Annotated in this window: 26 protein-coding genes; 16 read left to right on the forward strand and 10 right to left on the reverse strand. The window is 66.0% G+C overall.

Annotated elements, in window-relative coordinates; genetic code table 11:
- Positions 1 to 2 precede the first annotated feature (2 nt).
- The 3 genes from CRO39_RS03060 to nadE are packed head-to-tail and all read left to right on the forward strand — an operon-like array spanning position 3 to position 2775.
- The gene (locus tag CRO39_RS03060; RefSeq protein ID WP_097120381.1) at positions 3 to 1538 is read left to right on the forward strand and encodes a class I adenylate-forming enzyme family protein; all 1536 of its coding nucleotides are present in this window, start codon (positions 3 to 5) and stop codon (positions 1536 to 1538) included.
- Between the two features lie 26 nt (positions 1539 to 1564).
- Positions 1565 to 1813 (forward strand): acyl carrier protein, encoded by a 249-nt coding sequence (locus CRO39_RS03065; protein ID WP_097120762.1) that lies wholly within the window; start codon positions 1565 to 1567, stop codon positions 1811 to 1813.
- Positions 1810 to 2775 (forward strand): NAD(+) synthase, encoded by a 966-nt coding sequence (gene nadE / locus CRO39_RS03070; RefSeq protein ID WP_097120382.1) that lies wholly within the window; start codon positions 1810 to 1812, stop codon positions 2773 to 2775. Before CRO39_RS03065 ends, nadE begins: the two co-directional genes overlap by 4 nt.
- A 390-nt stretch (positions 2776 to 3165) precedes the next feature.
- Here nadE and hflD read toward each other — a convergent pair whose 3' ends face one another.
- The 4 genes from hflD to CRO39_RS03090 all read right to left on the reverse strand — a co-directional run bounded on the left by hflD (position 3166) and on the right by CRO39_RS03090 (position 6011).
- Entirely contained in the window at positions 3166 to 3777 is a 612-nt protein-coding gene (hflD, locus tag CRO39_RS03075) for a high frequency lysogenization protein HflD (RefSeq protein ID WP_097120383.1), read from the reverse strand.
- A complete protein-coding gene (gene mnmA, locus CRO39_RS03080) occupies positions 3774 to 4907 on the reverse strand; it encodes a tRNA 2-thiouridine(34) synthase MnmA (protein ID WP_097120384.1) in 1134 nt (377 codons plus the stop codon). Before mnmA ends, hflD begins: the two co-directional genes overlap by 4 nt.
- A 103-nt stretch (positions 4908 to 5010) precedes the next feature.
- Positions 5011 to 5490: an NUDIX hydrolase gene (locus CRO39_RS03085; RefSeq protein WP_097120385.1), complete on the reverse strand. Its 480-nt coding sequence runs from the start codon at positions 5488 to 5490 to the stop codon at positions 5011 to 5013.
- An 11-nt stretch (positions 5491 to 5501) separates the two neighbouring features.
- Positions 5502 to 6011 carry a hypothetical protein gene (locus CRO39_RS03090; protein ID WP_097120386.1) on the reverse strand — a complete coding sequence of 170 codons (510 nt, stop codon included), beginning with the start codon at positions 6009 to 6011 and terminating at the stop codon, positions 5502 to 5504.
- A 72-nt stretch (positions 6012 to 6083) separates the two neighbouring features.
- On the opposite strand from CRO39_RS03090, the gene clpS reads away from it, so the two are divergent.
- Together clpS and clpA are read left to right on the forward strand one after the other, a co-directional pair.
- Positions 6084 to 6404, forward strand: a complete 321-nt coding sequence (gene clpS, locus CRO39_RS03095) for an ATP-dependent Clp protease adapter ClpS (RefSeq protein ID WP_097120387.1) — start codon at positions 6084 to 6086, stop codon at positions 6402 to 6404.
- Between the two features lie 263 nt (positions 6405 to 6667).
- Positions 6668 to 8947 carry an ATP-dependent Clp protease ATP-binding subunit ClpA gene (gene clpA, locus CRO39_RS03100; RefSeq protein WP_097120388.1) on the forward strand — a complete coding sequence of 760 codons (2280 nt, stop codon included), beginning with the start codon at positions 6668 to 6670 and terminating at the stop codon, positions 8945 to 8947.
- Between the two features lie 288 nt (positions 8948 to 9235).
- Here clpA and CRO39_RS03105 read toward each other — a convergent pair whose 3' ends face one another.
- From CRO39_RS03105 to trxB, 6 genes are all read right to left on the reverse strand, one after another.
- The gene (locus CRO39_RS03105; RefSeq protein WP_141400691.1) at positions 9236 to 9703 is read right to left on the reverse strand and encodes a hypothetical protein; all 468 of its coding nucleotides are present in this window, start codon (positions 9701 to 9703) and stop codon (positions 9236 to 9238) included.
- Positions 9704 to 10153: 450 nt separating this feature from the next.
- Complete coding sequence (gene infA, locus CRO39_RS03110; RefSeq protein WP_055943174.1) at positions 10154 to 10372, reverse strand: translation initiation factor IF-1; 219 nt, start codon at positions 10370 to 10372, stop codon at positions 10154 to 10156.
- Between the two features lie 83 nt (positions 10373 to 10455).
- On the reverse strand, positions 10456 to 11202 hold the full coding sequence (aat, locus tag CRO39_RS03115) for a leucyl/phenylalanyl-tRNA--protein transferase (protein WP_097120390.1): 747 nt from the start codon (positions 11200 to 11202) through the stop codon (positions 10456 to 10458).
- A gap of 122 nt (positions 11203 to 11324) precedes the next feature.
- Complete coding sequence (locus tag CRO39_RS03120) at positions 11325 to 12491, reverse strand: GNAT family N-acetyltransferase (protein ID WP_097120391.1); 1167 nt, start codon at positions 12489 to 12491, stop codon at positions 11325 to 11327.
- Positions 12488 to 12919, reverse strand: a complete 432-nt coding sequence (locus CRO39_RS03125) for a GNAT family N-acetyltransferase (protein ID WP_097120392.1) — start codon at positions 12917 to 12919, stop codon at positions 12488 to 12490. The genes CRO39_RS03120 and CRO39_RS03125 overlap by 4 nt, the downstream gene beginning before the upstream one ends.
- Complete coding sequence (trxB, locus tag CRO39_RS03130) at positions 12919 to 13872, reverse strand: thioredoxin-disulfide reductase (protein WP_097120393.1); 954 nt, start codon at positions 13870 to 13872, stop codon at positions 12919 to 12921. Before trxB ends, CRO39_RS03125 begins: the two co-directional genes overlap by 1 nt.
- A gap of 312 nt (positions 13873 to 14184) precedes the next feature.
- Between trxB and CRO39_RS03135 the strand changes: the two genes are divergently transcribed.
- The 11 genes from CRO39_RS03135 to CRO39_RS03180 all read left to right on the forward strand — a co-directional run bounded on the left by CRO39_RS03135 (position 14185) and on the right by CRO39_RS03180 (position 23958).
- The gene (locus CRO39_RS03135) at positions 14185 to 16551 is read left to right on the forward strand and encodes a DNA translocase FtsK (protein WP_097120394.1); all 2367 of its coding nucleotides are present in this window, start codon (positions 14185 to 14187) and stop codon (positions 16549 to 16551) included.
- Positions 16552 to 16830: 279 nt separating this feature from the next.
- Entirely contained in the window at positions 16831 to 17454 is a 624-nt protein-coding gene (gene lolA, locus CRO39_RS03140) for an outer membrane lipoprotein periplasmic chaperone LolA (RefSeq protein ID WP_097120395.1), read from the forward strand.
- A gap of 414 nt (positions 17455 to 17868) precedes the next feature.
- Entirely contained in the window at positions 17869 to 18051 is a 183-nt protein-coding gene (locus CRO39_RS21060) for a hypothetical protein (protein WP_217991831.1), read from the forward strand.
- A 136-nt stretch (positions 18052 to 18187) separates the two neighbouring features.
- Positions 18188 to 19492, forward strand: coding sequence for a replication-associated recombination protein A (locus tag CRO39_RS03145; RefSeq protein WP_097120763.1), 1305 nt, complete (start codon positions 18188 to 18190; stop codon positions 19490 to 19492).
- Positions 19489 to 19872 carry a CrcB family protein gene (locus CRO39_RS03150; protein ID WP_097120396.1) on the forward strand — a complete coding sequence of 128 codons (384 nt, stop codon included), beginning with the start codon at positions 19489 to 19491 and terminating at the stop codon, positions 19870 to 19872. Before CRO39_RS03145 ends, CRO39_RS03150 begins: the two co-directional genes overlap by 4 nt.
- Positions 19869 to 20300: a fluoride efflux transporter FluC gene (locus tag CRO39_RS03155; RefSeq protein WP_097120397.1), complete on the forward strand. Its 432-nt coding sequence runs from the start codon at positions 19869 to 19871 to the stop codon at positions 20298 to 20300. Before CRO39_RS03150 ends, CRO39_RS03155 begins: the two co-directional genes overlap by 4 nt.
- The gene (locus tag CRO39_RS03160; protein ID WP_097120398.1) at positions 20297 to 20638 is read left to right on the forward strand and encodes a DUF190 domain-containing protein; all 342 of its coding nucleotides are present in this window, start codon (positions 20297 to 20299) and stop codon (positions 20636 to 20638) included. Before CRO39_RS03155 ends, CRO39_RS03160 begins: the two co-directional genes overlap by 4 nt.
- Before the next feature lie 235 nt (positions 20639 to 20873).
- Positions 20874 to 22175: a hypothetical protein gene (locus CRO39_RS03165; protein ID WP_202926253.1), complete on the forward strand. Its 1302-nt coding sequence runs from the start codon at positions 20874 to 20876 to the stop codon at positions 22173 to 22175.
- Positions 22176 to 22293: 118 nt separating this feature from the next.
- Complete coding sequence (locus tag CRO39_RS21140) at positions 22294 to 22734, forward strand: hypothetical protein (RefSeq protein WP_238394514.1); 441 nt, start codon at positions 22294 to 22296, stop codon at positions 22732 to 22734.
- The gene (locus CRO39_RS03175; RefSeq protein WP_097120399.1) at positions 22731 to 23423 is read left to right on the forward strand and encodes a C39 family peptidase; all 693 of its coding nucleotides are present in this window, start codon (positions 22731 to 22733) and stop codon (positions 23421 to 23423) included. Before CRO39_RS21140 ends, CRO39_RS03175 begins: the two co-directional genes overlap by 4 nt.
- 4 nt (positions 23424 to 23427) lie before the next feature.
- Positions 23428 to 23958: a hypothetical protein gene (locus CRO39_RS03180; RefSeq protein ID WP_141400692.1), complete on the forward strand. Its 531-nt coding sequence runs from the start codon at positions 23428 to 23430 to the stop codon at positions 23956 to 23958.
- Positions 23959 to 23960 lie beyond the last annotated feature (2 nt).

Below are 23960 nucleotides of genomic sequence, written 5' to 3' on the forward strand. Positions count from 1 at the left end.
TGATGCTGCTGCACAGGCTGTTCGACGCCACCGTGCAGCGCCAGCCGGACAGGCTGGCGCTGGTATGCGCCGATGCGCGGCTCAGCTACGCGCAGCTCGACCGGCGCAGCCGGCAACTGGCCCGGCACCTGCGGGAACAGGGCATCGCGACCGGCGAACGGGTCGGCCTGTTCCTGGACAACGGTCCCGACATGGTCGTGGCCATTCTGGCGCTGCTGCGGCTGGGTGCGGTCTGCATGGCCTTCAATCCGCAGACCAAGGCCGGCAAGCTGGGGGCGGTGCTGGCCAGAACCCGCGCCTCGGCGTTGCTGACCCAGGCGACGCTGGCAACGGTGTGGCGCCAGGCTGCGGCAGCCGCACCGGAGCTGCGTCTGCAACTGATCAGCGGCCATGGCTGGCAACCGGCATCGGCCCGCGAGCTGCCCTGGCCCGACGGCACGGTCGATGACGGTTGCGAACCGCCCGATATCGACGCGGACATCGATGCGCACGCATTGGCCTTCATCAGCCATACCTCCGGCACCACCGGACTGCCGAAAGGGGTGATGCTCACGCACCGCAACCTGGCCAGCATCACCGGTACGATTGCCCAATACCTGGCCCTGCGCCAGGACGATGTGATCCTCAGCGCGCTGCCGCTGAGCTTCAACTACGGACTGACCCAGTTGCTGACCGCGTTCGCCACCGGCGCCACCCTGGTGCTGGAGCGTTCCTTCGCGTTCCCGGCCAAGGTGCTGGAGACCTTGTCGCGCGAACGTGCCACCGTATTTCCGGCGGTGCCGACGATGTACGCGATGCTGATGGGGCTGCAGGATCTGTCGCGCTGGGATCTGTCGTCGCTGCGGCTGATGACCAGCGCCTCGGCACCGCTGCCGCAACCGCTGCTGCAGCAGTTGCGGCAGCGGCTCCCGTCCGTGCGGCTGTATGTGATGTACGGGCAGACCGAGTGCACCCGCATCAGCTACCTCCCGCCCGAACAGTTGGACAGGCGGCCGGACAGCGTCGGCCGCGGACTGCCCGGCCAGGACTGCTGGCTGATCGACGAGCACGGACAACGGCTGCCGCATGGCTCGAGCGGCGAACTGGTGGTGCAGGGCGATCATGTCATGGCCGGTTACTGGGACGACCGCGAGCGGAGCGCCGAGAAACTGTTCCGCGACCCGGCCAGCGGCCGTATCGCGATGCGCACCGGCGATCTGTTCCGCAGCGATGCCGACGGCTGGCTGTACTTCATCGCCCGCAAGGACGACATCATCAAGACCCGCGGCGAGAAGGTCAGTCCGCATGAAGTGGAGCAGGCGATCCTGGACATCCCCGGCGTGCGCGAGTGCGCGGTCAGCGGCGTTGCCGATGCGCTGCTGGGCCAGGCCATCCAGGCGCATGTGGTGCTGGAGGAAGGCGCCACGCTGGGCGAACGCGACATCATCCGCCATTGCCTGGCGCGGCTGGAAAGCCACATGGCGCCGAAGCATGTGGCCTTTCTGGATGCCTTACCACGTACTGATAGCGGCAAGGTCAGCAAACATCTGCTGGCGTGATCCTCTCCTTCGACATGGAACCACAGATGCAGGCAATCAAGACCTCCGTCCGCCAGTACATCCAGGACAACTTCCTGATGGGCAGCGCCGAAACCTATGCCGACGATGCCTCGTTCATGGATGCGCAGTTGCTGGATTCCACCGGCTTCCTCGAACTGGTCCATTTCCTTGAAGACAGCTACGGCATCAAGGTCGAAGACGAGGAAATGATGCCGGAAAACCTGGACTCGCTGGACGCGGTGGCGCGGTTCGTCATGCGCAAGCAGGCCGCATGAACGCGCTGGGTCCGCAGGTACTGGACATCGATCTGGCCGCCGAAGCCGACCGCATCGCCGGCTGGATGCGCGGCACCACCCGCCAATTGCGCCGGCGCGGTCTGGTGATTGCGATGTCCGGCGGCATCGACAGCTCGGTCTGCGCAGCGCTGGCGGTGCGCGCGGTCGGTGCGGACAAGGTATTCGGACTGCTGCTGCCCGAGCGCGATTCCAGCGGCCAGTCCAGCCGGCTGGGAAGGCTGCTGGCCGAACACCTGGGCATCGCCCATGAACTGCACGACATCGCGCCGGCGCTGGACGCGCTGGGCTGCTATCGCGACCGCGATGCGGCCATCCGCCAGGTATTTTCCGACTACGGCGATGGCTGGAAGAACAAGATCGTGCTGCACGGCGGCCTGCAGGGCGGCATCAACTATTACAAGCTGGTGGTGCAGTCGCCGGAGGGAAACATGCAGGAGGCGCGGCTGCCGTTGCAGGCCTATCTGCAGATCGTCGCGGCGACCAACCACAAGCAGCGCCTGCGCAAGACGCTGGAGTACTACCACGCCGACCGGCTCAACTATGCGGTGATCGGCACACCCAACCGGCTCGAGTACGACCAGGGCTTCTTCGTCAAGAACGGCGACGGTTCTGCCGATCTGAAGCCGATCGCGCACCTGTTCAAGAGCCAGGTTTATGCGATGGCGCGGCAGTTGGGATTGCCGGAGGAAATCTGCGCCACCACGCCGACCACCGACACCTACAGCCTGCCGCAGGGGCAGGACGAGTTCTACTTCGCATTGCCGTATGCGGCGATGGATCTGGCGCTATGGGCGCACGACCACGACCGGCCGGCGGCCGAACTGGCGGCTGCGTTGCAGATGCCGGTGGCGCAGGCCGAGGCGGTGTACGCGGATATCGCGGCCAAGCGCCGCGCCGCCGTTTACCTGCACGCACCGCCGGCGAGGATGGAGCCGCTCTGAAAAGGTTCTTCTCCGAACGTCGACATGGAAGCCGATGGCCCTAGCGTTGCGGGACACGCTGCAAATACTCGCTACGCGGGGCCGGCCCGCCATCGCAGATGGCGAGCGTTCGGCTGCCCGCGAAGCGGTGCTTCGCAAGCGCTTGCCTCACCCATGTAAGCTCTTACGCGGCGTCCATGCCGCGTACGGTCCCGCAACGCTGGGGCCATCGGCTTCTGGACAGGTTACCGGCGTGCGGGCAAAAAATTGTGGGAGTGGCGTCGGCATGCCGGCGCCGGTGAGTCGCGATTGAGCGTTACAAGGAAACGCTCTACTCGCGTTCGTGTTCGTAAAAAGCGACGACGCTTTCAGAAGCCGCTGCCTTGAATCTGGAAAACCAAAAAGATCAGCTCAGCGCAGCCACTCGTCTGCGGCTTCCAGCATCGCCTTGCGCGAGAACAGGAAATCCCAGTAGCTGCCGCCCAGTTGCCGCCACAGTACCGCCGAACGCACCGCCGCCAGCAGAATCGCGCGGATTTCCGCGACCACCCCGGGCTGGCCCAGGTAGTGCGGATTGCCCTGGACCATCACCCGCGGGCGCAGATGGCTGATGGTGTCGGCGTACAGGCCGCCAAGCGCGGCCAGCACTTCCGGATGGGTGCTGCCCTGGGCCTGCGCTTGCGGCGCGATTTCGCTGATACCCGAACCGACCGCGTTGACGGTATTGGTTTCGCGGACGAAACGGCGCTCCAGTTGCAGCACCGACAATGCCAGCTTGGGCAGCGCTTCGTCGCGCGCCTCGTTGCCCAGGTAGCTGCGCAGCAGCCGCAGCCCCGAAGAGACACCGGCGACCTGTCCGTAGACCTCGATAGGCGAAGCCGCGTCGATGCGGAACACGCTGTCCAGCGAGGCCTGCACCACGGCCGCTTCCGACTGGCCGGTTTCGGCGATGCGCCTGACCTGTTGCAACGCCTGGGCCAGGCCGGCCAGCGCCAGTACGCGTTCGGAAAATCGGTTGCTCAAGCTGCTTGCTCCGCGATACGTCGTTCAAGAGGGGCGTCGGTGCGGGCGATGATCGCACCGCCCAGACATTGTTCGCCGTCATACAGCACCAGCGATTGGCCGGGCGTGACGGCGCGCTGCGGGCGCGGGAAGCGCACCGCCAGCGTGCCGTCGTCGGCCACCGTCACCGTGCAGGGCTCGTCGCTCTGGCGGTAACGGGTCTGCGCCGTGCATTCGAACGCCCGCGCCGGCGGCGCGCCGGCAACCCAGTGCGCGGCTTCCGACCACAGCTGCTGCGATTGCAGGAACGGGCTATGGGTGTCCTGATCGACGTACAGCACGTTGCTGGCCACATCCTTGCCGACCACGTACCACGGCGCGGCCGGGCGTCCGCGCACGCCGCCGATCTGCAGGCCTTCGCGCTGGCCCAGGGTGAAGTAGAAAACCCCGGGGTGCTCGCCGATCTTGTGGCCCTGCGGGTCGCGCATCTCGCCCGGCTTGGCCGGCAGGTAGCGGCCCAGGAACTCGCGGAAATCGCGCTCGCCGATGAAGCAGATGCCGGTCGAGTCCTTCTTGTCGTGGGTCGGCAGGCCGGCCTCGCGGGCAATCCGGCGCAGGTCGGACTTCTGCAGATCGCCAATCGGGAACAAGGTCGCCGACAACTGCGACTGACCCAGTTGGTGCAGGAAATAGCTCTGGTCCTTGCTGCGGTCCACGCCGCGCAGCAGCCGCCAATGGCTGCCGACGCGCGCCACCCGCGCATAGTGGCCGGTGGCGATCTTTTCCGCGCCCAGCTCGCGTGCAGCGTTGAGAAAATGCTTGAACTTCACTTCCCGGTTGCACAGCACGTCCGGATTGGGCGTGCGGCCGGCGGCGTATTCGGCCAGGAAATGCTCGAACACGCCTTTCCAGTATTCGGCCGAAAAATCGCGGAAATGGAATGCGATGCCCAGCTTGCCGCAGACCGCGACCGCATCGCGGCGGTCGTCTTCGGCGCGGCAGTCGCCGCTGGCCTGCGCATCGCCGTCGTCGGCCCAGTTCTGCATGAACAGGCCCGCCACCGATTCGCCGGCCTGGACCAGGCGCAGCGCCGCCACCGACGAATCGACGCCGCCGGAAACACCCACAATGATCCGAGGGCTGGACGTCATACGGTCACCGCACCGCTTGCGCAACCGGACCCGCACGGCGCCAACGCACCTCCCCGGCATGCGAAGGAGGTAGGGCGGGGCCGTCGTCGGAGACCAAGCAGCCTCATGCCAGGTGCTGCAGCATCGACAGCGGGTAGCGGCGTCCGGCCAGGAAATCCTGCACCGCCTGCCAGACCAGCGGGCTGCGATGGCGTTCGCGCTGGGCCTGCAGCTCGGCCGGGGTCAGCCACAGCGCCTGCACGATGCCGTCGTCCAGCGGCCGCGCCGGATCGTGGCTGACCGGCTCGGCGGCGAACGCGAAGCGCAGGTAGTGGCGGCCGTTGCCGCCGTCGGCGCTGCCCTCGGCCTGCCACTGGTAGGCGCCGACGAACCCGGTCAGGCGCACGTCCCAGCCGGTTTCCTCGCGGGTTTCGCGCAATGCCGCGTCCTGCAGGCTCTCGTCCGGTTCCAGATGCCCGGCCGGCTGGTTGAATACCAGCCGGCCATTGGCGCGCTCCTCTACCATCAACAGCCGGCCGTCGCGCACCACCACGGTCGCCACGGTCACATCCGGCTGCCAGAATCGGCCTTCGCGGTAGGTCATCGGCGTTGCGCTCAGAACTCGTCGGCGGCCGGGTCGGCGGCCAGTTCCAGTTCCATCTCGTCGGCGGTGGCGACCGCCGCGCCGATGGCCTCGTCCAGCACCTGTGCGCCCGCATCGGCCGGAAGCTTGATCACGAACACCGCGCTCTGGCCCTGCTTGACCCAACTGCCCAGGATCAGATTGTGCGATGCCTCCAGCAGGCGGTTGGCGACCAGCGCCGGGAACGATTCGCCCGGGGCGCGGTAGGCATACGACCATAGCTCGCGGATCTTCATCTGCCCGTAGGTTTCCACCGCCGAGCGGATGAATACCAGCTGGCTGCGTTCGTCGTCCCCGCCCACGGCCATCAGCAGCTTGTAGTCGCCGTCGTCGTCCACCTCGTACTCGTATTCCAGTTGCTTGAGCAGCATCGCGATACCCGGATCCGGCGCCACTGCAGCTTGCGCCGGCGCCTCCTGGGCAGCGACGGGGAGGATCGCCCCGGACAGGGCAAGCAGGGCGGCGAGCAGGGCTGGTTTCATGGAAGTATCCGTTGACTGGAACGTGAATTGTGCGGGCAGCAGCCCAGCCCGTCCAATCCGTATAATTGCCGCATGCCCCGCAAGCACGAAAACGAACGCGACCACGGCGTGATGGTCGAGACCGGCAAGCCCGAGGTCGCGCCGCCGCCGCTGTACCAGGTCCTGCTGCTCAACGACGATTACACGCCGATGGATTTCGTGGTGGTGGTCCTGCAGCAGTTCTTCGCCATGGACCTGGAAAAGGCCACCCAGGTGATGCTGCATGTGCATACCCGCGGGCGCGGCGTCTGCGGCGTCTACACCCGGGAGGTGGCCGAATCCAAGGTCGCCCAGGTCAACGAGTTCTCGCGGATCAACCAGCACCCGCTGCTGTGCACCATGGAAAAATCCTGACCGGTCCGGCCCCTGGAACGAGTTATACCTAGTGGGGCAAGTGCGAAAAACGCTGCAGCGGCGCCAGGCTCGCCTTGGAACGGCGCCGGCGGCCATGCTGCGCCGGCGCGCAACGCATCTCGTCCCGGAGTTCATGACACGCTGCAGGTGAGGGCCGTTGCTGCCGGGACAAGGCAACACCGGCTGAACAGTGAAATTCATCCAGGAGATGGAATTTTCACCCGCAAGCCGCATATTGTTGGCATCGGCCCCGGAGGCGAACCATGTTCAGCAAAGATCTCGAGCAAACCATCGGCCAGTGCTACAAGCGCGCCCGTGAGGCGCGGCACGAGTTCATGACAGTGGAGCACCTGCTGCTCTCGCTGCTGGAAAACCCGTCCGCGCAGGCGGTGCTGAAGGCCTGCGGCGCCGATTCGGGCCGCCTCCAGCACGAACTGGAACAGGCCATCGAGGCCTCAGTGTCGCGCCTGGCCGAAGACGACGGCCGCGATACCCAGCCGACGCTGGGTTTCCAGCGCGTGCTGCAACGCGCGGTCTACCACGTACAGTCCTCGGGCAAAAAGGAAGTCACCGGCGCCAACGTGCTGGTGGCCATTTTCGGCGAGAAGGACTCGCATGCGGTCTATTACCTGACCCAACAGGACGTGACCCGGCTGGATATCGTCAACTACCTGTCGCACGGCATCGCCAAGCAGGGCGATGAGCACGAGGCGCAGGGCCAGGCGGACGGCGAGGGCAAGGCCGAGGGTGGCGACGGCGACGGCAAGGGCGATGCGCTGGCCGAGTTCGCCAGCAACCTCAACGACCTGGCGCGCCATGGCCGCATCGATCCGCTGGTCGGCCGCGGCGACGAGGTCGAGCGCACCATCCAGGTGCTGTGCCGACGGCGCAAGAACAACCCGCTGTACGTCGGCGAAGCCGGCGTCGGCAAGACCGCGCTGGCCGAAGGCCTGGCCAAGCGCATCGTCGACGGCGACGTACCGGAAGTGCTGCTGGACGCCACCATCTATTCGCTGGACCTGGGGGCGCTGGTCGCCGGCACCAAGTACCGCGGCGATTTCGAAAAGCGCCTGAAGGCGGTGCTGAGCGCAATCAAGAAGCACGATGGCGCCATCCTGTTCATCGACGAAATCCACACCATCATCGGCGCCGGCTCGGCCAGCGGCGGCACCATGGACGCCAGCAACCTGATCAAGCCGGCGCTGGCTTCCGGCGATCTGCGCTGCATCGGGTCGACCACGTTCCAGGAGTACCGCGGCATTTTCGAGAAGGACCGGGCGTTGGCGCGGCGCTTCCAGAAAATCGACATCGTCGAGCCGACCGTTGGCGAGGCCTTCCAGATCCTGCAGGGCCTCAAGCCCAAGTACGAGGCACATCACGGCGTCACTTACGCCGACGAGGCCTTGCAGGCTGCGGTCGATCTGTCGGTCAAGCACATCGGCGACCGCTTGCTGCCGGACAAGGCCATCGACGTGATCGATGAAGCCGGCGCGCGTCAGCGCCTGCTGCCGGAAAACGTCCGCAAGGAGCTGATCGACGTCGAGGAGATCGAGACCATTGTGGCCAAGATGGCGCGGATTCCCGCCAAGCAGGTGTCCTCGTCCGACAAGGACGTGCTGCAGCACCTGGAGCGCAACCTGAAGATGGTGATCTTCGGCCAGGATCCGGCCATCGAGACGCTGGCCTCGGCGATCAAGCTGGCCCGCAGCGGCCTGGGCAATCCGGACAAGCCTATCGGCAACTTCCTGTTCGCCGGCCCGACCGGCGTCGGCAAGACCGAGGTGACCAAGCAGCTGGCGCTGCAACTGGGCATCGAACTGGTCCGCTTCGACATGAGCGAATACATGGAGCCGCATTCGGTCAGCCGCCTGATCGGCGCGCCCCCGGGCTATGTCGGCTTCGACCAGGGCGGCCTGCTGACCGAGAAAATCGTCAAGACGCCGCACTGCGTGCTGTTGCTGGACGAGGTGGAAAAAGCGCACCCGGACATCTTCAACATCCTGCTGCAGGTCATGGACCGCGGCGTGCTGACCGACACCAACGGCCGCGAAGCGAACTTCAAGAACGTGATCCTGGTGATGACCACCAATGCCGGCGCCGCGCAGGCGGCGCGCCGGACCATCGGCTTCACCCGCCAGGACCACTCCACCGATGCGATGGAAGTGATCCGCAAGAGCTTCACCCCGGAGTTCCGCAACCGCCTGGATGCGGTGGTGCAGTTCCAGGGCCTGGGCTTCGACCATATTCTGCGAGTTGTCGACAAGTTCCTGATCGAGCTGGAAATGCTGCTGCAGGAGAAGCACGTCAGCCTGTCGGCCACGCCGGCCGCGCGCGACTGGCTGGCCCAGCACGGTTTCGACCCGCTGATGGGTGCCCGCCCGATGGCGCGGCTGATCCAGGACAAGGTCAAGCGCCCGCTGGCCGACGAGCTGCTGTTCGGCAAGCTGCTCGGCGGCGGCCGCGTCAGCATCGACGTCAAGGACGGCGAGCTGGTCGTCGAAGCGCAGGCCGAACCGGAAAAGCTGCTGCCGGCGACGGTGTGATTGCGCCAACAGCATCAGCGAAAGGAGCGGGGAGCTGATGAGGCTCCCCGTTTTTTTGTGTCTCCCAGGAGAGGGAACGTCCAGAGGGAAGCCGGTGGCCACGGCCGCTGGCTTCTGGGCAGGCAGTCGGCATTCGGGAATGCCATCCATGGTCGCGAACAGCCACGCTGGCGAAAGGCGACGGCTCCTTCCGAAACCGCTATCCCCGGAAATCGGAGAAGAACCTGTCTTGCGCTCCGGTAGCGTCCAGTGCGTGCGGCCCGAACCGGCGGCCATTGATGGTACGCCCTAGCGATTGGCGCGGGCCTGGCGGCGCGCGAAATCTTCGGCGCTGATGGTCGTGACCTGATCGACCCTGCAGATTTCCCGGTTGGTTTTGACCTTGCTGCCGCTGGGGCACAGGCGGTTGGCGTTGCCGTCGGTGCTGAGTTCGATCTTCGAAGCAATCGCCAGCGAGCCACAGCCCCGGCCCAATCCGATCCGGTAATGGTTGTCGCCATCCTTGAGGTAGAACTGCTCGCTGCTGCCGGCCCGGACGATCTGCTGGTGATTGCCCAGAGCCACGCATTCGGCCAACTCGGTTCCATCCGCGGCCGACGCATTGCCGGCAACCAGGGCGAGCGACAGGCTTGCCGCGGCAAGGGAGAGGAAGATTTTCATCGATAGCCTTCGGGTTTGGCCCGTCATTGGGCCAGCGAACCTTATGGCTGCCGCATCCACGGCGAATCTGGCGAAAGTCCGCGTGACCTGCGTCATGCGTGACTTCTGGCGTGCGACGTTTTCGCGTACGCGCGCATCGAACAGCCCGCCTGAGAAGTAGGCTGCGTCAGCGGACCCAAGAGGTTTCCAGAGCAAACCCCGCGGGGAAGCTGGCGGCCAGGCAACACGGGACACGCGGTGATGCCGCTATGCGGGCCTGGCTTGCCACCGCAGGTGGCCGGCGCGTGAAGCCATGCTTTGCCAGCAGCTTGCCTCACATGCAGCTTGATACGCGGCGTCCTGCCGGGAAGGTCCCGCACCGCATGGCCACCGGCTTTGGGACAGAGGTTGCAGGCGCTTCGGGGAGTCGCCTCCGAATCGGGTCTACTGCAGGAGTGGTACCGGAGCCGGCACGGTTTCTGCATCCGGTACCGCACTCTCCCCGCAAATCGGAGAAGAACAAAAAGGCGGCCAATGGCCGCCTTTTAAAACAATTATTTACATGAATTACTTCATGCGATAAGTGATTCGACCTTTGGTCAAATCGTAGGGCGTCATTTCCACCTTGACCTTGTCGCCGGTGAGGATACGGATGTAGTTCTTGCGCATCCGGCCGGAGATATGGGCAATGATTTCGTGCCCGTTCTCCAGCTTGACCCGGAACATGGTGTTGGGCAGCGTCTCGGCGACGGTGCCTTCGAATTCAATGGAATCGTCTTTCGACATGTAGACCTGTGGGTTGCCGCGGGAAGGCCGAAGCCATAAAACGGGGATTGTACGCCTGAGTGGACCGGCGTGCAAAAAACCCGTTAAGGCGGACGCACCGCCGCCAGCTCTTTCGCCGCCATGGTACCGAACGACCGCGTCCAGGCGCCGACCGGGGCAGGTTGGCCGACCAGCGCGCGGGTCTCGGCCAGAAAGCGGCTGCGTGGCCAGCTTTCCGCACCCAGGCTGAGCAGGTGCGGGTTTTCGACCTGGGCGTCGATCAACGGCCAGCCCCAGCCGGCCAGCCGCCGCGCCAGCGCCGACAGCGCCGTCTTGGAACCTCCCGAGGCGGCGCTGAACATGCTTTCGCCGAAGAACATGCGGCCAATGGCGACCCCGTAGATGCCGCCGACCAGCCGTTCTCCATCGAAGACTTCCACCGAATGCGCGTATCCGAGACGGTGCAGCTCGCAATAGGCGCGTTGCATGCCGGCGGTGATCCAGGTGCCGTCCTGGCCCGGCCGCGGCGAGTGCGCGCAGGCAGCGACGACATCGGCGAATGCGCTGTCGGCGCGGATACGCCAGTCGCAGCCGCGCAGCCAGCGGCGGAAACGCGAGGAAAGATGGACGCCATCGGTGCGGAACACGATGCGCGGGTCCGGCGACCACCACAGCGGCGGCTGGCCTTCCGAGAACCATGGAAAGATGCCGGCCCGGTAGGCATTGAGCAGGCGCTGCGGCGACAGATCTCCGCCGATGGCCAGCAAGCCGTCGGGATCGCGCAGCGCATGCTCCGGCGATGGGAAGGGCGCATCGGGATCGGGCGGCAGCAGGAAAGGGCGTCTTCGCATCGCGGCAGCATATCCAATCGCTGCCGGGTATTCGTTGCCGTTGTTTCCTTCAATTGCTGGTAGGAGCGACGCAAGTCGCGGAGGCTTTACCGGTGGCGCCTCATCGCGACTTGACCAGCCATTCAGCTGTTGAGAGCCGTCGCTCCTGCAGGAAGAGAGCGGCCGCCTGCCTTGAACGGAGAATGCGCGGCCAGCGTGGCGGCGTAGCGCTGCAGCGCACGGGTCTCCTCGGCGCACCAGGGCCCCAGCGCTGCGGCAAAATCGGGGTCGGCGATCCAGTGCCGGCTGCGGACGAAAGCCGGCAGGAAGCCGCGTGCGATCTTGTGCTCGCCCTGGGCGCCGGGCTCGAACACCCGCAGGCCTTCGCGCAGGCAGTAGTCGATGCCCTGATAGTAGCAGGTTTCGAAATGCAGCCCGGGCAGGGACTGGTCGGCGCCCCAGTAGCGCCCGTACAAGGTATCGCCGCCGCGCAGGCAGAGCGCGCCGGCGATCGGCCGGCCTTCCTGTTCGGCCAGAAAAATCACCAGCGAGCGCGGCATTGCGGTGGCCAGATGGCGGATGAACCCCAGGGTCAGCGCAGGGGAATTGCCGTAGTCGAGGAAGGTGCGCAGGTAGAAGCCGAACATCGCCTCCAGGTCCGCGTCGCTGGCCTCGTCGCCATGGAGCACCCGGAAATCCACCCCGGCGCGCTGCACCTTGGCGCGTTCCTGGCGGATGTTCTTGCGGTGCTTGTGGTCGAAATCGGCCAGAAAGCCGTCGAAATCCTTCCAGTGGCCCGGGTTGCGCCAGTGGTACTGGATATCGCTGCGGGCCAGCCATTCGGGCCCGAAGCTGGGGTCCTCCTCGCTGGTGTGGAAATTGACGTGCGCCGAGGACAATCCCAAGCCGGTCGCCTGAGCGGCGATGGCCTGCAGCAGCGCTTGCCGGTGGGCCGGATCCGGCGCCAGCAGGCGCGGCCCGGTCACCGGCGAGTAAGGCACCGCGCCCAGCCACTTGGGGAAGTAGTCCAGGCCGTGGCGCGCGTAGGCGTTGGCCCAGGCGTGGTCGAACACGAATTCGCCATGCGAATTGGTCTTCAGATAACCCGGCGCGGCGGCCACCAGCGCGTCGCCTTCCCACAAGGTCAGATGCTGCGGGGTCCAGCCCCAGTCCGGGCGCAGGCAGCCCTGCATTTCCAGCCCGGACAGGAAGGCGTGGCGGACGAACGGATTGCGGCCGTCGTGCAGGGCGTCCCAGTCCGCCGCCGCGACAGCGGACAACGATGCCAGCGGTCGCGCTTCCAGGCTCATGCCGGGGTGGGGCGGCGATACACGTCCGGGTCGTGCTTTTGCATGTGCTGCTCTGGCTGGGCGAGTTCGCTGAAACCGAGTCCGCGGTAAAGCTGATGCATGTCGCGGGTGACCAGATGCATCCGCCGCAGCCCCTGCAAGCGCGGATCCGCGAGCAGGGCCTGGACGATGGCGCGGCCATGGCCCTGGCCGCGGAACTCATCCAGCACAAACACGTCGGCAATGTAGGCGAAGGTGGCCTGGTCGGTCACCGCGCGGGCGAATGCCACCTGGCGCTCGCCCAGGTAGCCGCCGATGCAGAGCGAGTTGGCCAGCGCGCGCTCCAGCGTCGGCCGCGGAATGCCCGCGGCCCAGTACGAATGGCGGCCCAGAAAATCGTGGATCAGCACGACATCCAGGTCGGCCGGATCCGTGCTGAATCGCAGCATCAGGCGTCCTTGTCGAGGAAGCGTTCAGCGTCCAGCGCGGCCATGCAGCCGAAACCGGCCGAGGTGATGGCCTGGCGGTAGTGCTGATCGGTGACGTCCCCGGCGGCGAACACGCCCGGGATGGTGGTTGCGGTGGCATTGCCTTCCAGGCCGGAACGGATCTTCAGGTAGCCGTTGCTCATGTCCAGCTGGCCTTCGAACAGGCTGGTATTGGGCGTATGGCCGATGGCCACGAAGAAGCCGTGCACCGGCACATCGCGGGTGCCGCCGTCCTGCACCGACTTGACCCGGATGCCGGTCACGCCGGCCTCGTCGCCGAGCACTTCGTCGACGGTGTGGTGCCAGATGGGTTCGATCTTGCCGGCCTGGATCTTGGCGAACAGCTTGTCCTGCATGATCTTCTCCGCGCGCAGGGTGTCGCGGCGGTGGACCAGGTAGACCTTGCGGGCGATGTTGGCCAGGTATAGCGCTTCCTCGACCGCGGTATTGCCGCCGCCGATCACTGCCACGTCCTGATCCCGGTAGAAAAAGCCGTCGCAGGTGGCGCAGGCCGATACGCCGCGGCCCTTGAACGCTTCTTCCGACGGCAGGCCCAGGTACTTGGCGGTGGCGCCGGTGGCGATGATCAGCGCATCGGCGGTGTACTCGCCGTTGTCGCCGATCAGCTTGAACGGCCGCTGGGACAGGTCGGCGGTATGGATGTGGTCGAAGATGACTTCGGTCTCGAAGCGTTCGGCGTGCGCCTGCATCCGCGTCATCAGGTCCGGGCCCATCAGGCCATGCGCATCGCCGGGCCAGTTGTCCACCTCGGTGGTGGTCATCAGCTGGCCACCCTGCTGCAGGCCGGTGATGACGACGGGCTTGAGGTTGGCACGGGCGGCATAGACGGCGGCGGTCCAACCAGCGGGGCCGGAGCCCAGGATCAACAGGCGGCAGTGCTTCGAAGTGCTCATGTATACTCGCGAAAAGTGGGAGATGGCCCCGCGAGCGCACCACAGGGTCCGTCATCGCAGGCGCATAGAGTGGCGGTGCGGCTGGGTTGGATCAAGGCACGCGGATGGAATGCGCTGATGCGAAACGAACAGAACAAGGCTCCGGAAGCGCCGCCGCGGTTGCGGCGTTTTTTCTGCGGCCCACCCGGGAAACGGCAATAGCCCCTGGCCAGGGCGGGCTGCTTGGGCCAGCGCTTGTTCCGATGCTGAAATCAGGTGCGGACTCGTTTACTATCAAAGACTAACGAAATATTCCTAAGGTCTGGTCGAAAGGTGGCAAAACAGCTTCCGGAAAGCGGCAAATCCAAAGGCGCCAATGCGGCCGCCCGCAAGCAGGCGGCGCCACCGAACCCGCGCCGGCAGCGGCTGTGGCGAGATCTTGCGTTGATCGCCATCGCTCCGTTGCTGCTGTATCTGCTGGCCAGCCTGTTCACGTTTTCGCCCCAGGACCCGAGCTGGTCGCAGGCCGGCAGCCTGACCGCACCCATCCACAATCTTGGCGGACGGGTCGGCGCATGGCTGGCCGACATGCTGTTGTACCTGTTCGGTTATGTCGCCTTCCTGCTGCCGGTGGTGCTGGGCGCGGTGGCCTGGATCGCGCTGTTCGGCATGGACAGCGATGGCGATGGCGAAGCCGACCTGGGCCCTGCATTGCGGCTGGTCGGCATGGTCGGTTTCCTGATTTCGGCCACCGGGCTGCTATACCTGCGCGGCGTGCCGGCGGCGCATTTCTCGGCCGGGCCCGGCGGCATCCTGGGGACGCTGGTCGGCAAGTCGCTGCTCAGCGGCTTTGGCAGCCTGGGCGGCAACCTGTTCCTGCTGGCGCTGTTTCTGGTCTCGGTGACCCTGGCCACCGGCCTGTCCTGGTTTGCGGTGATGGAACGCATCGGCAAGTACGTACTGATGATGCCGGCGCTGTTCCGCCGCGGCAGCCAGCAGGCCAACGAATGGCAGCAGACCCGGGCCATGCGCGAGGAGCGCGAGATCGTCCGCAAGGTCGAAGCGGTGGCGCGCGCCAAGCGCGAGCCGGTGCATATCGAGCCGCCGCCGGCGCCGATCATCGAAAAGAGCGAGCGCGCCAAGCGCGAGCAGCAGATTCCGTTGTTCCACGGCACCGGCGGCGACGATTCCGGCATCCCCCCGTTGTCGCTGCTGGACGATCCCAAGCCGCAGACCAAGGGCTATTCGGAAGAAACCCTGGAAACGCTGTCGCGCCAGATCGAATTCAAGCTCAAGGATTTCCGCATCGACGTGCAGGTGGTCGGCGCCTATCCGGGCCCGGTCATCACCCGTTTCGAAATGGAGCCGGCGCCCGGCGTCAAGGTCAGCCAGGTCAACTCGCTGGACAAGGACATCGCCCGCGGCCTGAGCGTGAAGTCGGTACGCGTGGTCGACGTGATCCCGGGCAAGTCGGTGATCGGCCTGGAGATTCCCAATACCAGCCGCGAGATGATCTACCTGAGCGAGCTGCTGCGCTCCAAGGAATACGACAAGTCGCCCAGTCCGCTGACCATCGCGCTGGGCAAGGACATCGCCGGCCGGCCCACGGTGGCGGACCTGGCGCGCATGCCGCATCTGCTGGTGGCCGGTACCACCGGTTCGGGCAAGTCGGTCGCGGTCAACGCGATGGTGTTGAGCCTGCTGTACAAGGCCAGCGCCAAGGATGTGCGCATCCTGATGATCGACCCGAAGATGTTGGAACTCTCGGTCTACCAGGGCATTCCGCACCTGCTGGCGCCGGTGGTCACCGACATGAAGGAAGCCGCCAACGGCCTGCGCTGGTGCGTGGCGGAGATGGAACGGCGCTACAAGCTGATGAGCGCGGTGGGCGTGCGCAACCTGGGCGGCTTCAACAAGAAGGTCAAGGACGCGCAGGACGCCGGCCAGCCGCTGATGGACCCGCTGTTCAAACCGAACCCGGACCTGGCCGAAGCGCCGCGGCCGCTGGAGCCGCTGCCGTTCATCGTCATCTTCATCGACGAGTTCGCCGACATGATGATGATCGTCGGCAAGAAGGTGGAGGAGCTGATCGCACGGCTGGCGCAGAAGTCGCGCGCCGCCGGCATGCACCTGATCCTGGCCACCCAGCGTCCGTCGGTGGACGTGATCACCGGCCTGATCAAGGCCAACATCCCCACCCGCATCGCCTTCCAGGTGTCCAGCAAGATCGACTCGCGCACCATCCTGGACCAGTCCGGCGCGGAAACCTTGCTCGGCATGGGCGACATGCTGTACCTGCCGCCGGGCACGGCCATGCCCGAACGCATCCATGGCGCCTTCGTCAGCGACGAGGAAGTGCACCGCGTGGTGGAACACCTGAAGGCTACCGGCACCGCCGACTATATCGAAGGCGTGCTGGAGGAAATCCAGACCATGGGCGATGGCGTGGTGGTCGGTCCCACCGGCCTGCCGGAGACCAGCAGTGCGAGCGGGGATGAGTCCGACCCGCTGTACGATGAGGCGGTGCGCATCGTCACCGAAAGCCGGCGCGCCTCGATTTCCGGCGTGCAACGGCGGTTGAAGATCGGCTACAACCGCGCGGCCCGCTTGATCGAAGCGATGGAAGCGGCCGGCGTGGTCACCCCGCCCGAACACAATGGCGACCGCCAGGTGCTGGCGCCGCCGCCGCCGAGGAATTGAGCGGCCTTGGCGGTCCGTGTGGGAGCGACGTAAGTCGCGATGGCGCCCCGATAACCATTCAGAGCGCGCGATGAAGAACGCGCCGCAGCGCGTCCGGATGGCGAATAGGCGGCTTCAACCGCTCTTCGGGATGCCATCGCGACTTACGTCGCTCCCACAAACACAAAGAATGGGTTATCAAGCCCGGCTGAACGCCGTCCGCCGGTTCCGCCTTTCCTCCACTCCCATTCAGTTTTTACGCGCCACACTCGCTCCAGCCTGTCCATTCCGGAAACCCGCATGATTCGCATCGCCCGCTACGCCGTCCTCGCCACCGCCCTGTTCGCCGGAACCGCGTTTGCCGGCGCCCGCGATCAGCTGAAGAGCTTCACCACGGGACTGAAGGGACTGGACGGGCAGTTCACCCAGCAGGTCTTCGACGGCGGCGGCAAGCTGAAGGAAAGCTCCAGCGGCCGGGTCGCACTGTCGGCGCCGCGGTTGTTCCGCTGGGAGTACGTCAAGCCATATGAGCAGCTGATCGTCGCCGATGGCAGCAAGGTGTGGGTGTACGACCCGGACCTGCAGCAGGTCACCGTGCGCGAGCAGGGCGTCGAGGAACAGAACAGCCCGTTATCGGCGCTGATCGACCCGGGCAAGCTGGACCAGCAGTTCAACGTCAGCGACGGCGGCAGCCGCGACGGCCTGGAATGGCTGGCGCTGACGCCGAAGAACGAGGGCGATGCCAGCTTCCAGTCGGCCCGGCTGGGTTTCGACGGCAACGGCCTGGCGCAGATGGAAGTGGTGGATGCCGTCGGCCAGCGCACTGCGATCCGCTTCAGCGGCTGGAAGCGCAACCCCGCGTTCGCCGCGACCACATTCAAGTACAGCCCGGCCGCCGGCGTCGACGTGGTCGGCGATCTTTGATGGCGTAGGGCGGGCCCAGGCCCGCCACTTCGGGTGCGTGGCTAATACAAAGATGACCGCGATGTCGCCGTTGACTTCGCTCGTTGTCACGGTTAGCGGAAGGATGGTGATGGTGGGCCAGGGCCTGAGGTCTCCCCACGTTTTTCCGAAGATGGTCGTCTCCCCTTTGAAAAGATTCTTCTCCCAAGTGTGGGAATGTCTATGTGGAAGCCGGTGACCAGGGCAGTGCGGGACACGCGGTAAACACGTCCATGTGAGCTCTTCCGCGGCATCCATGCCGCGTACGGTCCCGCACTGCCCTGGTCACCGGCTTCTGGACACCTGGTCGGCGCTCGAAGAAGGGCCTTCCGAAGTCGCGATCTGCCATCTCGCGAAAGGCGACGGCCGGCGGGCTGGGGGTGCGGAGAGCAGGCCATGGATGGTCTGCGGCCCGACGTAAAGACACGACGTCGTCAGGAGGGCGGAGCACCCCCAGCCCGCCGGGCGGCGGCTCCCGTCGACGCCGATCCCGCCGACGCCGACATCCCGAAAAACGGGAAAAGAACCTTTGAGAAATGGAGGAAATGCAAGCGTGGCGTCAATTTGTTGAATATCTGAAAGAATTTGTGGGGAGACCTCAGGCCAGGGCCTGCCCTACGAATCCTCGTGAGCGGCCGCGTTAGAATGACGCGTGGCCAAAGCCAAGACCCGACTCCCTGACGAAGCCGATCTGCTCAGTGTGGATCGCGATGCGATGCGACCGCTGGCCGAGCGCGTGCGCCCGCGCACGCTGGACGAGATGGTCGGCCAGCGCCGGTTGCTGGCGCCGGGGACCGCGCTGCGCCGCGCGGTGGAATCCGGGCATGTGCATTCGATGATCCTGTGGGGGCCGCCGGGCTGCGGCAAGACCACGCTGGCGCTGCTGCTGGCGCAGTACGCCGACGCCGAGTTCAAGGCGATTTCCGCGGTGCTGTCCGGTTTGCCGGAGGTGCGGCTGGTGCTGGCCGAAGCCGCGCAGCGATTCGCCGGCGGGCGCCGCACGGTGCTGTTCGTCGATGAGGTGCACCGCTTCAACAAGACCCAGCAGGATGCCTTCCTGCCGCATATCGAACGCGGCACCATCCTCTTTGTCGGCGCCACCACCGAGAATCCTTCGTTCGAACTGAATTCGGCGCTGTTGTCGCGTTGCCGCGTGCATGTGATGGAGGCCGTTTCCGGCGAGGACATCCGGGCCGCGCTGCAACGCGCGCTGGAGGACGAGGAGCGCGGACTGGGCGGGCAGGGCCTGAAGGTTTCCGACGAAGCGTTGGGCGAGATTGCCGGCGCTGCCGATGGCGATGTCCGCCGCGCATTGACGTTGCTGGAAATCGCCGCCGAACTGGCGGCCGACGAGGGCAACGAAATCACCGCGCAGACGCTGGTGCAGGTGCTGGCCGACCGCACCCGCCGTTTCGACAAGGGTGGCGAGCAGTTCTACGATCAGATCTCGGCGCTGCACAAGTCGGTGCGCAGTTCCAATCCCGATGCCGCGCTGTACTGGCTGACGCGGATGCTCGATGGCGGCTGCGATCCGGTGTATCTGGCGCGGCGGATGACCCGGATGGCGGTCGAGGATGTCGGCCTGGCCGATCCGCGCGCCCTGCAGATGGCGATCGAGGCCTGGGATACCTACGAGCGCCTGGGCAGCCCCGAAGGCGACCTGGCATTGGCGCAGCTGGTCATCTATCTGGCCAGCACCGCCAAGTCCAATGCCGGCTACAAGGCCTTCGGCGCGGCCAAGCGCGACGTGCGCGAATACGGCACCCAGGAAGTGCCGATGCATCTGCGCAACGCGCCGACCAAGCTGATGAAGGAACTCGGCTACGGCACCGGCTACCAGTACGACCACGACAGCGCCGGCGGCATCGCACTGGACCAGACCGCGTTTCCCGATGCGATGGGCGAGCGGGTCTATTACGAACCGGTCGAGCGCGGCATGGAGATCAAGCTGAAGGAAAAACTGGACCGCCTGCGCGAGGCCAGGCGCAATGCCCAATCCGGAAAACCGCGCAAGGGATGAGCGGCCTCTGGCTGCAATGGCTGATGGTGGCGGCCGGCGGTGCGGTCGGCGGTGCGTTGCGCTACTCGGTGTCCGGCTGGTTTGCCCGGCGCATCGGTGAGACCTTTCCGTGGGGAACCCTGATCGTCAACGCCAGCGGCGCGGGCCTGCTGGGCGCGCTGATGGGCGGGTTGGCGACAGGCTCCCCCGCCACCGACGGTCTGTGGTTGCTGTTGGCAGTAGGCGCCATCGGCAGCTACACCACGGTTTCATCGCTGAGCTTGCAGACGTTGCTGCTGCTCAAGGACCGGCAACGGCCGCGTGCGCTTGCCTACCTGGGCTTGTCGCTGTTCGCCGGCCTGGGCGCAGGCGCGCTGGGTCTGTGGCTGGGCGGCTTGTGAGCGGTCCGCGCCTACCGATGGTCGCGTGGGTGGCGCTGGGCAGCGCACTGGGCGCGTCGGCACGCTGGGGGCTGGGCCACCTGCTGGGAACCTCCGCGCAGGTGGGCTTCCCGTGGGGCACGCTGGCGATCAACATCATCGGCTCGGCGTTGATTGGCTGCTACGCTGCCATCGTGTCCGCCGACGGCAGGTGGCTTGCTTCGCCACAGCAGCGGAATTTCGTGATGGCCGGTTTCTGCGGCGGCTTCACCACGTTTTCGTTGTTTACCGCAGAAGTATTGGCCAGCATCGCCAGCGGAAAGCCGCTGCTGGCCGCTGCCATCATCGTGTTGTCCGTGCCGGCCTGGCTGGTTGGCGTCTGGGGTGGTTATCTGGCTGGCCAGTATTTCAACCGGGTTGGTCCGCGTCATCGAGGAGATCTGCCATGAATCTGCCAGAGTCGGCCATGCTGCTGCGAATCCACATCGGCGAAAGCGATCGGTACGGCGATCGCCCGCTCTACGAGGCCATCGTGCTGAAAGCCCGCGAACAGCAGATGGCCGGCGCCACGGTGCTGCGCGGACCGATGGGGTTCGGACGATCCAGCCGTCTGCATACGGCCAAGATCCTGCGGCTTTCCGAGGATCTGCCGATCGTGGTGGAACTGATCGATTCGGAAGAGAGCATCCGCCGTTTCCTGCCGCTGCTGCAGGACATGGTCGGCAGCGGCCTGGTCACGCTGGAAAAGGTCCAGGTGATCAGCTACGGCGATGCGCAGCAGCCATAGGCGGACGGTCGCCGGAATACCGGGCCGCACCTCCCCGTGAACATCAATACCGGGTAACGACAACTATGTAGGCCACTGTTTTCGGTGCGTTTTTTCCGATGCAGACGAGCGGTTTCTGTTTAACGAATTTCAAACAATTCTCCCTCGGTCGGATAACAAAGGCCGTGCAAATGTGACGCGCGTCTTATTTTCTGGGCCTCCCCTGGGCTCCGGGAAGACGCGCAGGAGAATAAACATGTGCATTAGAAAAACGCTGATTGCATCCGCGGTGCTGGTGGGACTCGGTCTGACGGGACAGGCATTCGCGCAGGCAACCAATACGGAAAACGGGCCAGGTGCAGATACGCTGACGGCCATCGATCTCGAACTCACGTTTACCAATACGGACAGTAGCGACAACAGCGACAACAGTACGCACGACGGCGACAACCGCGACAACCGCGGCCGAGCCAACGCCGATGGCTTCGGCACCGCGGCCGCCAACAACGGCGGAACCGCAACATCCAGCTTCTCCAATTCTTTCAACCACAGCAAAGCGGTTGCGGAGACCACGCTGAGCGGCAGCGTATCGGGCATCACGGTCCATGACATCGGCAACGTCGCCAACAACTGGGGCGACGCCAGCGGTGGCAGGGGTGGACAGGGGGGTGATGGCTACGGTGGCGACGGCTACGGTGGCGACGGCTACGGCGGCAATGGCGGAGATGGCGGCAACGGCGGCAACGGCGGTAATGGCGGCTCGGCCAACAACGGCAGCGCCATGGCCGGCGATTCCAGCAACGGCAGCGCTTCGATCGGCGACGCTGTCGCCGGTAACGGCGGCCGTGGCGGCGACTCCGAACGCAATCGCGGCGGACGCGGCGGCGATGCCGTCGGTGTTGGCGGAGCGGCCGGCGGCCTGAGCGCTGCGGCCGGTGGCGACGGCAGCAGCGGCAGCAGCGATGCGGGCGCGCTGGATGCGGCGGCCGGCGGCGATGCGAGCACCGGCAATGGCTTCGTCCTGGGCAACGCGGATGCGGCCGGCGGCGACGGCACCTCCGGCGGTGCCAGTGCGACCGGCGGCGCCTCCAGCGGAACCGGTGGCGACGGCACGGCCGGTTCGGCCACTGCCAGCGGCGGTGCCGGCAGCGGCAACGGCGGCGAGGGCGGTGCCCTGGCCAGTACCGGTGGCGACGGCGGCGATGGCGGTTCGGCCAGCAACGGCGATGCCAGCAATGGCAGCGCTTCGTCGATGGCATCGAATGGCAGCGCCAATGCCGGCGATGGCGCGGTAGGTGCGGTCGGTGCCGACGGCGGTGTGGGCGGCGACGGCAACGGCGGCGTCGGCAATGGTGGCGTCGGCAACGGTGCGACCGGCGGAGCCGGCGGCAACGGCGGTACGGTTGGCAACAGCGCCGGTGTGTTCGACATGTCGAGCAACATGACCAGCGTCGGCCAGTCGGCCGCGGGCATCATGGTCGCCGCGCAGAACAGCGGATTCGCTTCGCTGATCCAGCAGGGCGTCACCGTGCAGGCCAACCTGACCGTAGGACCGTAAAGCGTCCGCGCTGCGCCGGGCTGAGGTTTCATCCCGGCGCATCACATGCGAAGGGGCGGCGGTCCAGCGGATGGGCTGCCGCCCCGGCAGCGTGGCACCGCAGGGAAGGGAGAAGATCATGCGTAGCCATTCATCGGGCATGCCGCGGGCGACCGCGGCCGCCTTGCTGTTCGCCGTTGCCGCGGTAGCGGCGGCAAGCGAAGCCGGGCAGCAGCCAATCGATAATTTTCTGACGTTTACGGCATCACCCGTCGAAATCCAGGCATCTTTGCCGCCGGCGGACGACAGGCTGGCGGCCTCGGCATTCGGGACTCCGTTGGATGCGGTTCGTCTGCATCAACTGCGCGGCGGCGACAGCCAGGTGAACAACGACATCCTGGTGGACGGTGCGGTCAACGACAACACCGCCGACCGAATCGTCAGCGGCGCCAACACCATCAATGGCGGTTCGTTCGCCAATGCCAGCGGCATCAACACGGTGATCCAGAACACCGGCAGCAACGTGCTGATCCAGAACGCGATGATCGTCAACGTGCAGTTCGCGGACCCGGGCCCGTGAAACGCGCCGCGTCGGTCGCCGCCGCGGTTGCCGGCCTGGTATTGGGGCTGGCGCCGGTGCTGGCCTGCGCCGCGGATATCCGCGTGCCGCACGGCGGCAGCTACCGGCTGGCGGTGACCAGCCTGAAACAGGCGCGCTTTGCCACCACCATTCCCCAGCAATACGACTTCAGCTGCGGCTCCGCGGCCACCGCCACGTTGCTGACCTACCAGTACGGGCTGGCGGTCAGCGAGGCCGACGTGTTCGTGCAGATGTACAACAACGGCGACCAGAGCAAGATCCGGCGCGAAGGATTCTCGCTGCTGGACATGCGCCGCTACCTGAATTCCAAGGGCTTCGAGGCCGACGGTTTCGAACTGCCGCTGGACAAGCTGCTGGAAGAAGGGCTGCCGGCGATCGTGCTGCTCAACGATCGCGGCTACCGCCATTTCGTGGTGGTCAAGGGGCTGCGCAACGGCCGCGTGCTGTTGGGCGACCCGGCGCGCGGCACCCGGGCGATGCCGCGTTCGCGTTTCGAGGCGTTATGGGACAACCGCGTGCTGTTTGTCGTGCACAACCGGCGCGAGATGGCGCGGTTCAATCACGTCAGCGACTGGCGTACCGCACCGCCGGCGCCGCTGGACATGGGCATCCAGCGCGACGGACTGCGCAATATCGCCATGCCCAAGCGCGGGCCGGGAGACATCTGAAGCCATGGACATCCGAGGACTCTCTTCGGCGCTCTTCATCTGCCTGGCGATGTCGCTGCCGATGGCCGGTGCCGCCTTCGCGCAGCAAGCGCCGGTTTCCGTGCCGGCTCCGGCGCCGTTGGGCAACGAATGGACAGCGATCGACCCGGCCCGGTTGGAACGGATGCGCGGCGGCTTCGAACTTCCATCAGGATTGTCGCTGTCGTTCGGCATCGAACGCGTGGTCTACGTCAACGGCCAACTGGTCGCCAGCGTGGTGGTCAATATTCCGGACATTGCGCGCATGACTGCCGAGCAGGCCCAGCATCTGGCCGATTTCAAGCGCGGCATGACCGTGCAGATCGGCGGCGGCAACCATTTCGACGCCAGCGGCGCCGGCTCCGGCGCGCTGGTGATCCAGAACACCCTCAACGACCAGGATATCCGCGCAGCCACCCGGCTGAGCATCGGCGTGGACACTCTGGGCGCGTTCCAGAACCTCAATACTTTTTCCGCGCTGGGCGATGCGCTGAACGGCGCGCCCGGTTCGCCGTGAAC

It is taken from the genome of Pseudoxanthomonas wuyuanensis, from assembly GCF_900215535.1.
Classification (GTDB): domain Bacteria; phylum Pseudomonadota; class Gammaproteobacteria; order Xanthomonadales; family Xanthomonadaceae; genus Pseudoxanthomonas_A; species Pseudoxanthomonas_A wuyuanensis.

Excerpts from the sequence above, each read along its gene's own strand:
- CRO39_RS03060 (WP_097120381.1), top strand. The coding sequence starts at position 3 with ATGCTGCTGCACAGGCTGTTCGACGCCACCGTGCAGCGCCAGCCGGAC.
- CRO39_RS03065 (WP_097120762.1), top strand. The coding sequence starts at position 1,565 with ATGCAGGCAATCAAGACCTCCGTCCGCCAGTACATCCAGGACAACTTC.
- nadE (WP_097120382.1), top strand. The coding sequence starts at position 1,810 with ATGAACGCGCTGGGTCCGCAGGTACTGGACATCGATCTGGCCGCCGAA.
- mnmA (WP_097120384.1), bottom strand. The coding sequence starts at position 4,907 with ATGACGTCCAGCCCTCGGATCATTGTGGGTGTTTCCGGCGGCGTCGAT.
- CRO39_RS03085 (WP_097120385.1), bottom strand. The coding sequence starts at position 5,490 with ATGACCTACCGCGAAGGCCGATTCTGGCAGCCGGATGTGACCGTGGCG.
- CRO39_RS03090 (WP_097120386.1), bottom strand. The coding sequence starts at position 6,011 with ATGAAACCAGCCCTGCTCGCCGCCCTGCTTGCCCTGTCCGGGGCGATC.
- clpS (WP_097120387.1), top strand. The coding sequence starts at position 6,084 with ATGCCCCGCAAGCACGAAAACGAACGCGACCACGGCGTGATGGTCGAG.
- clpA (WP_097120388.1), top strand. The coding sequence starts at position 6,668 with ATGTTCAGCAAAGATCTCGAGCAAACCATCGGCCAGTGCTACAAGCGC.
- CRO39_RS03105 (WP_141400691.1), bottom strand. The coding sequence starts at position 9,703 with ATGACGCAGGTCACGCGGACTTTCGCCAGATTCGCCGTGGATGCGGCA.
- infA (WP_055943174.1), bottom strand. The coding sequence starts at position 10,372 with ATGTCGAAAGACGATTCCATTGAATTCGAAGGCACCGTCGCCGAGACG.
- aat (WP_097120390.1), bottom strand. The coding sequence starts at position 11,202 with ATGCGAAGACGCCCTTTCCTGCTGCCGCCCGATCCCGATGCGCCCTTC.
- CRO39_RS03120 (WP_097120391.1), bottom strand. The coding sequence starts at position 12,491 with ATGAGCCTGGAAGCGCGACCGCTGGCATCGTTGTCCGCTGTCGCGGCG.
- CRO39_RS03125 (WP_097120392.1), bottom strand. The coding sequence starts at position 12,919 with ATGCTGCGATTCAGCACGGATCCGGCCGACCTGGATGTCGTGCTGATC.
- trxB (WP_097120393.1), bottom strand. The coding sequence starts at position 13,872 with ATGAGCACTTCGAAGCACTGCCGCCTGTTGATCCTGGGCTCCGGCCCC.
- lolA (WP_097120395.1), top strand. The coding sequence starts at position 16,831 with ATGATTCGCATCGCCCGCTACGCCGTCCTCGCCACCGCCCTGTTCGCC.
- CRO39_RS21060 (WP_217991831.1), top strand. The coding sequence starts at position 17,869 with ATGGATGGTCTGCGGCCCGACGTAAAGACACGACGTCGTCAGGAGGGC.
- CRO39_RS03145 (WP_097120763.1), top strand. The coding sequence starts at position 18,188 with ATGCGACCGCTGGCCGAGCGCGTGCGCCCGCGCACGCTGGACGAGATG.
- CRO39_RS03150 (WP_097120396.1), top strand. The coding sequence starts at position 19,489 with ATGAGCGGCCTCTGGCTGCAATGGCTGATGGTGGCGGCCGGCGGTGCG.
- CRO39_RS03160 (WP_097120398.1), top strand. The coding sequence starts at position 20,297 with ATGAATCTGCCAGAGTCGGCCATGCTGCTGCGAATCCACATCGGCGAA.
- CRO39_RS03165 (WP_202926253.1), top strand. The coding sequence starts at position 20,874 with ATGTGCATTAGAAAAACGCTGATTGCATCCGCGGTGCTGGTGGGACTC.
- CRO39_RS21140 (WP_238394514.1), top strand. The coding sequence starts at position 22,294 with ATGCGTAGCCATTCATCGGGCATGCCGCGGGCGACCGCGGCCGCCTTG.
- CRO39_RS03180 (WP_141400692.1), top strand. The coding sequence starts at position 23,428 with ATGGACATCCGAGGACTCTCTTCGGCGCTCTTCATCTGCCTGGCGATG.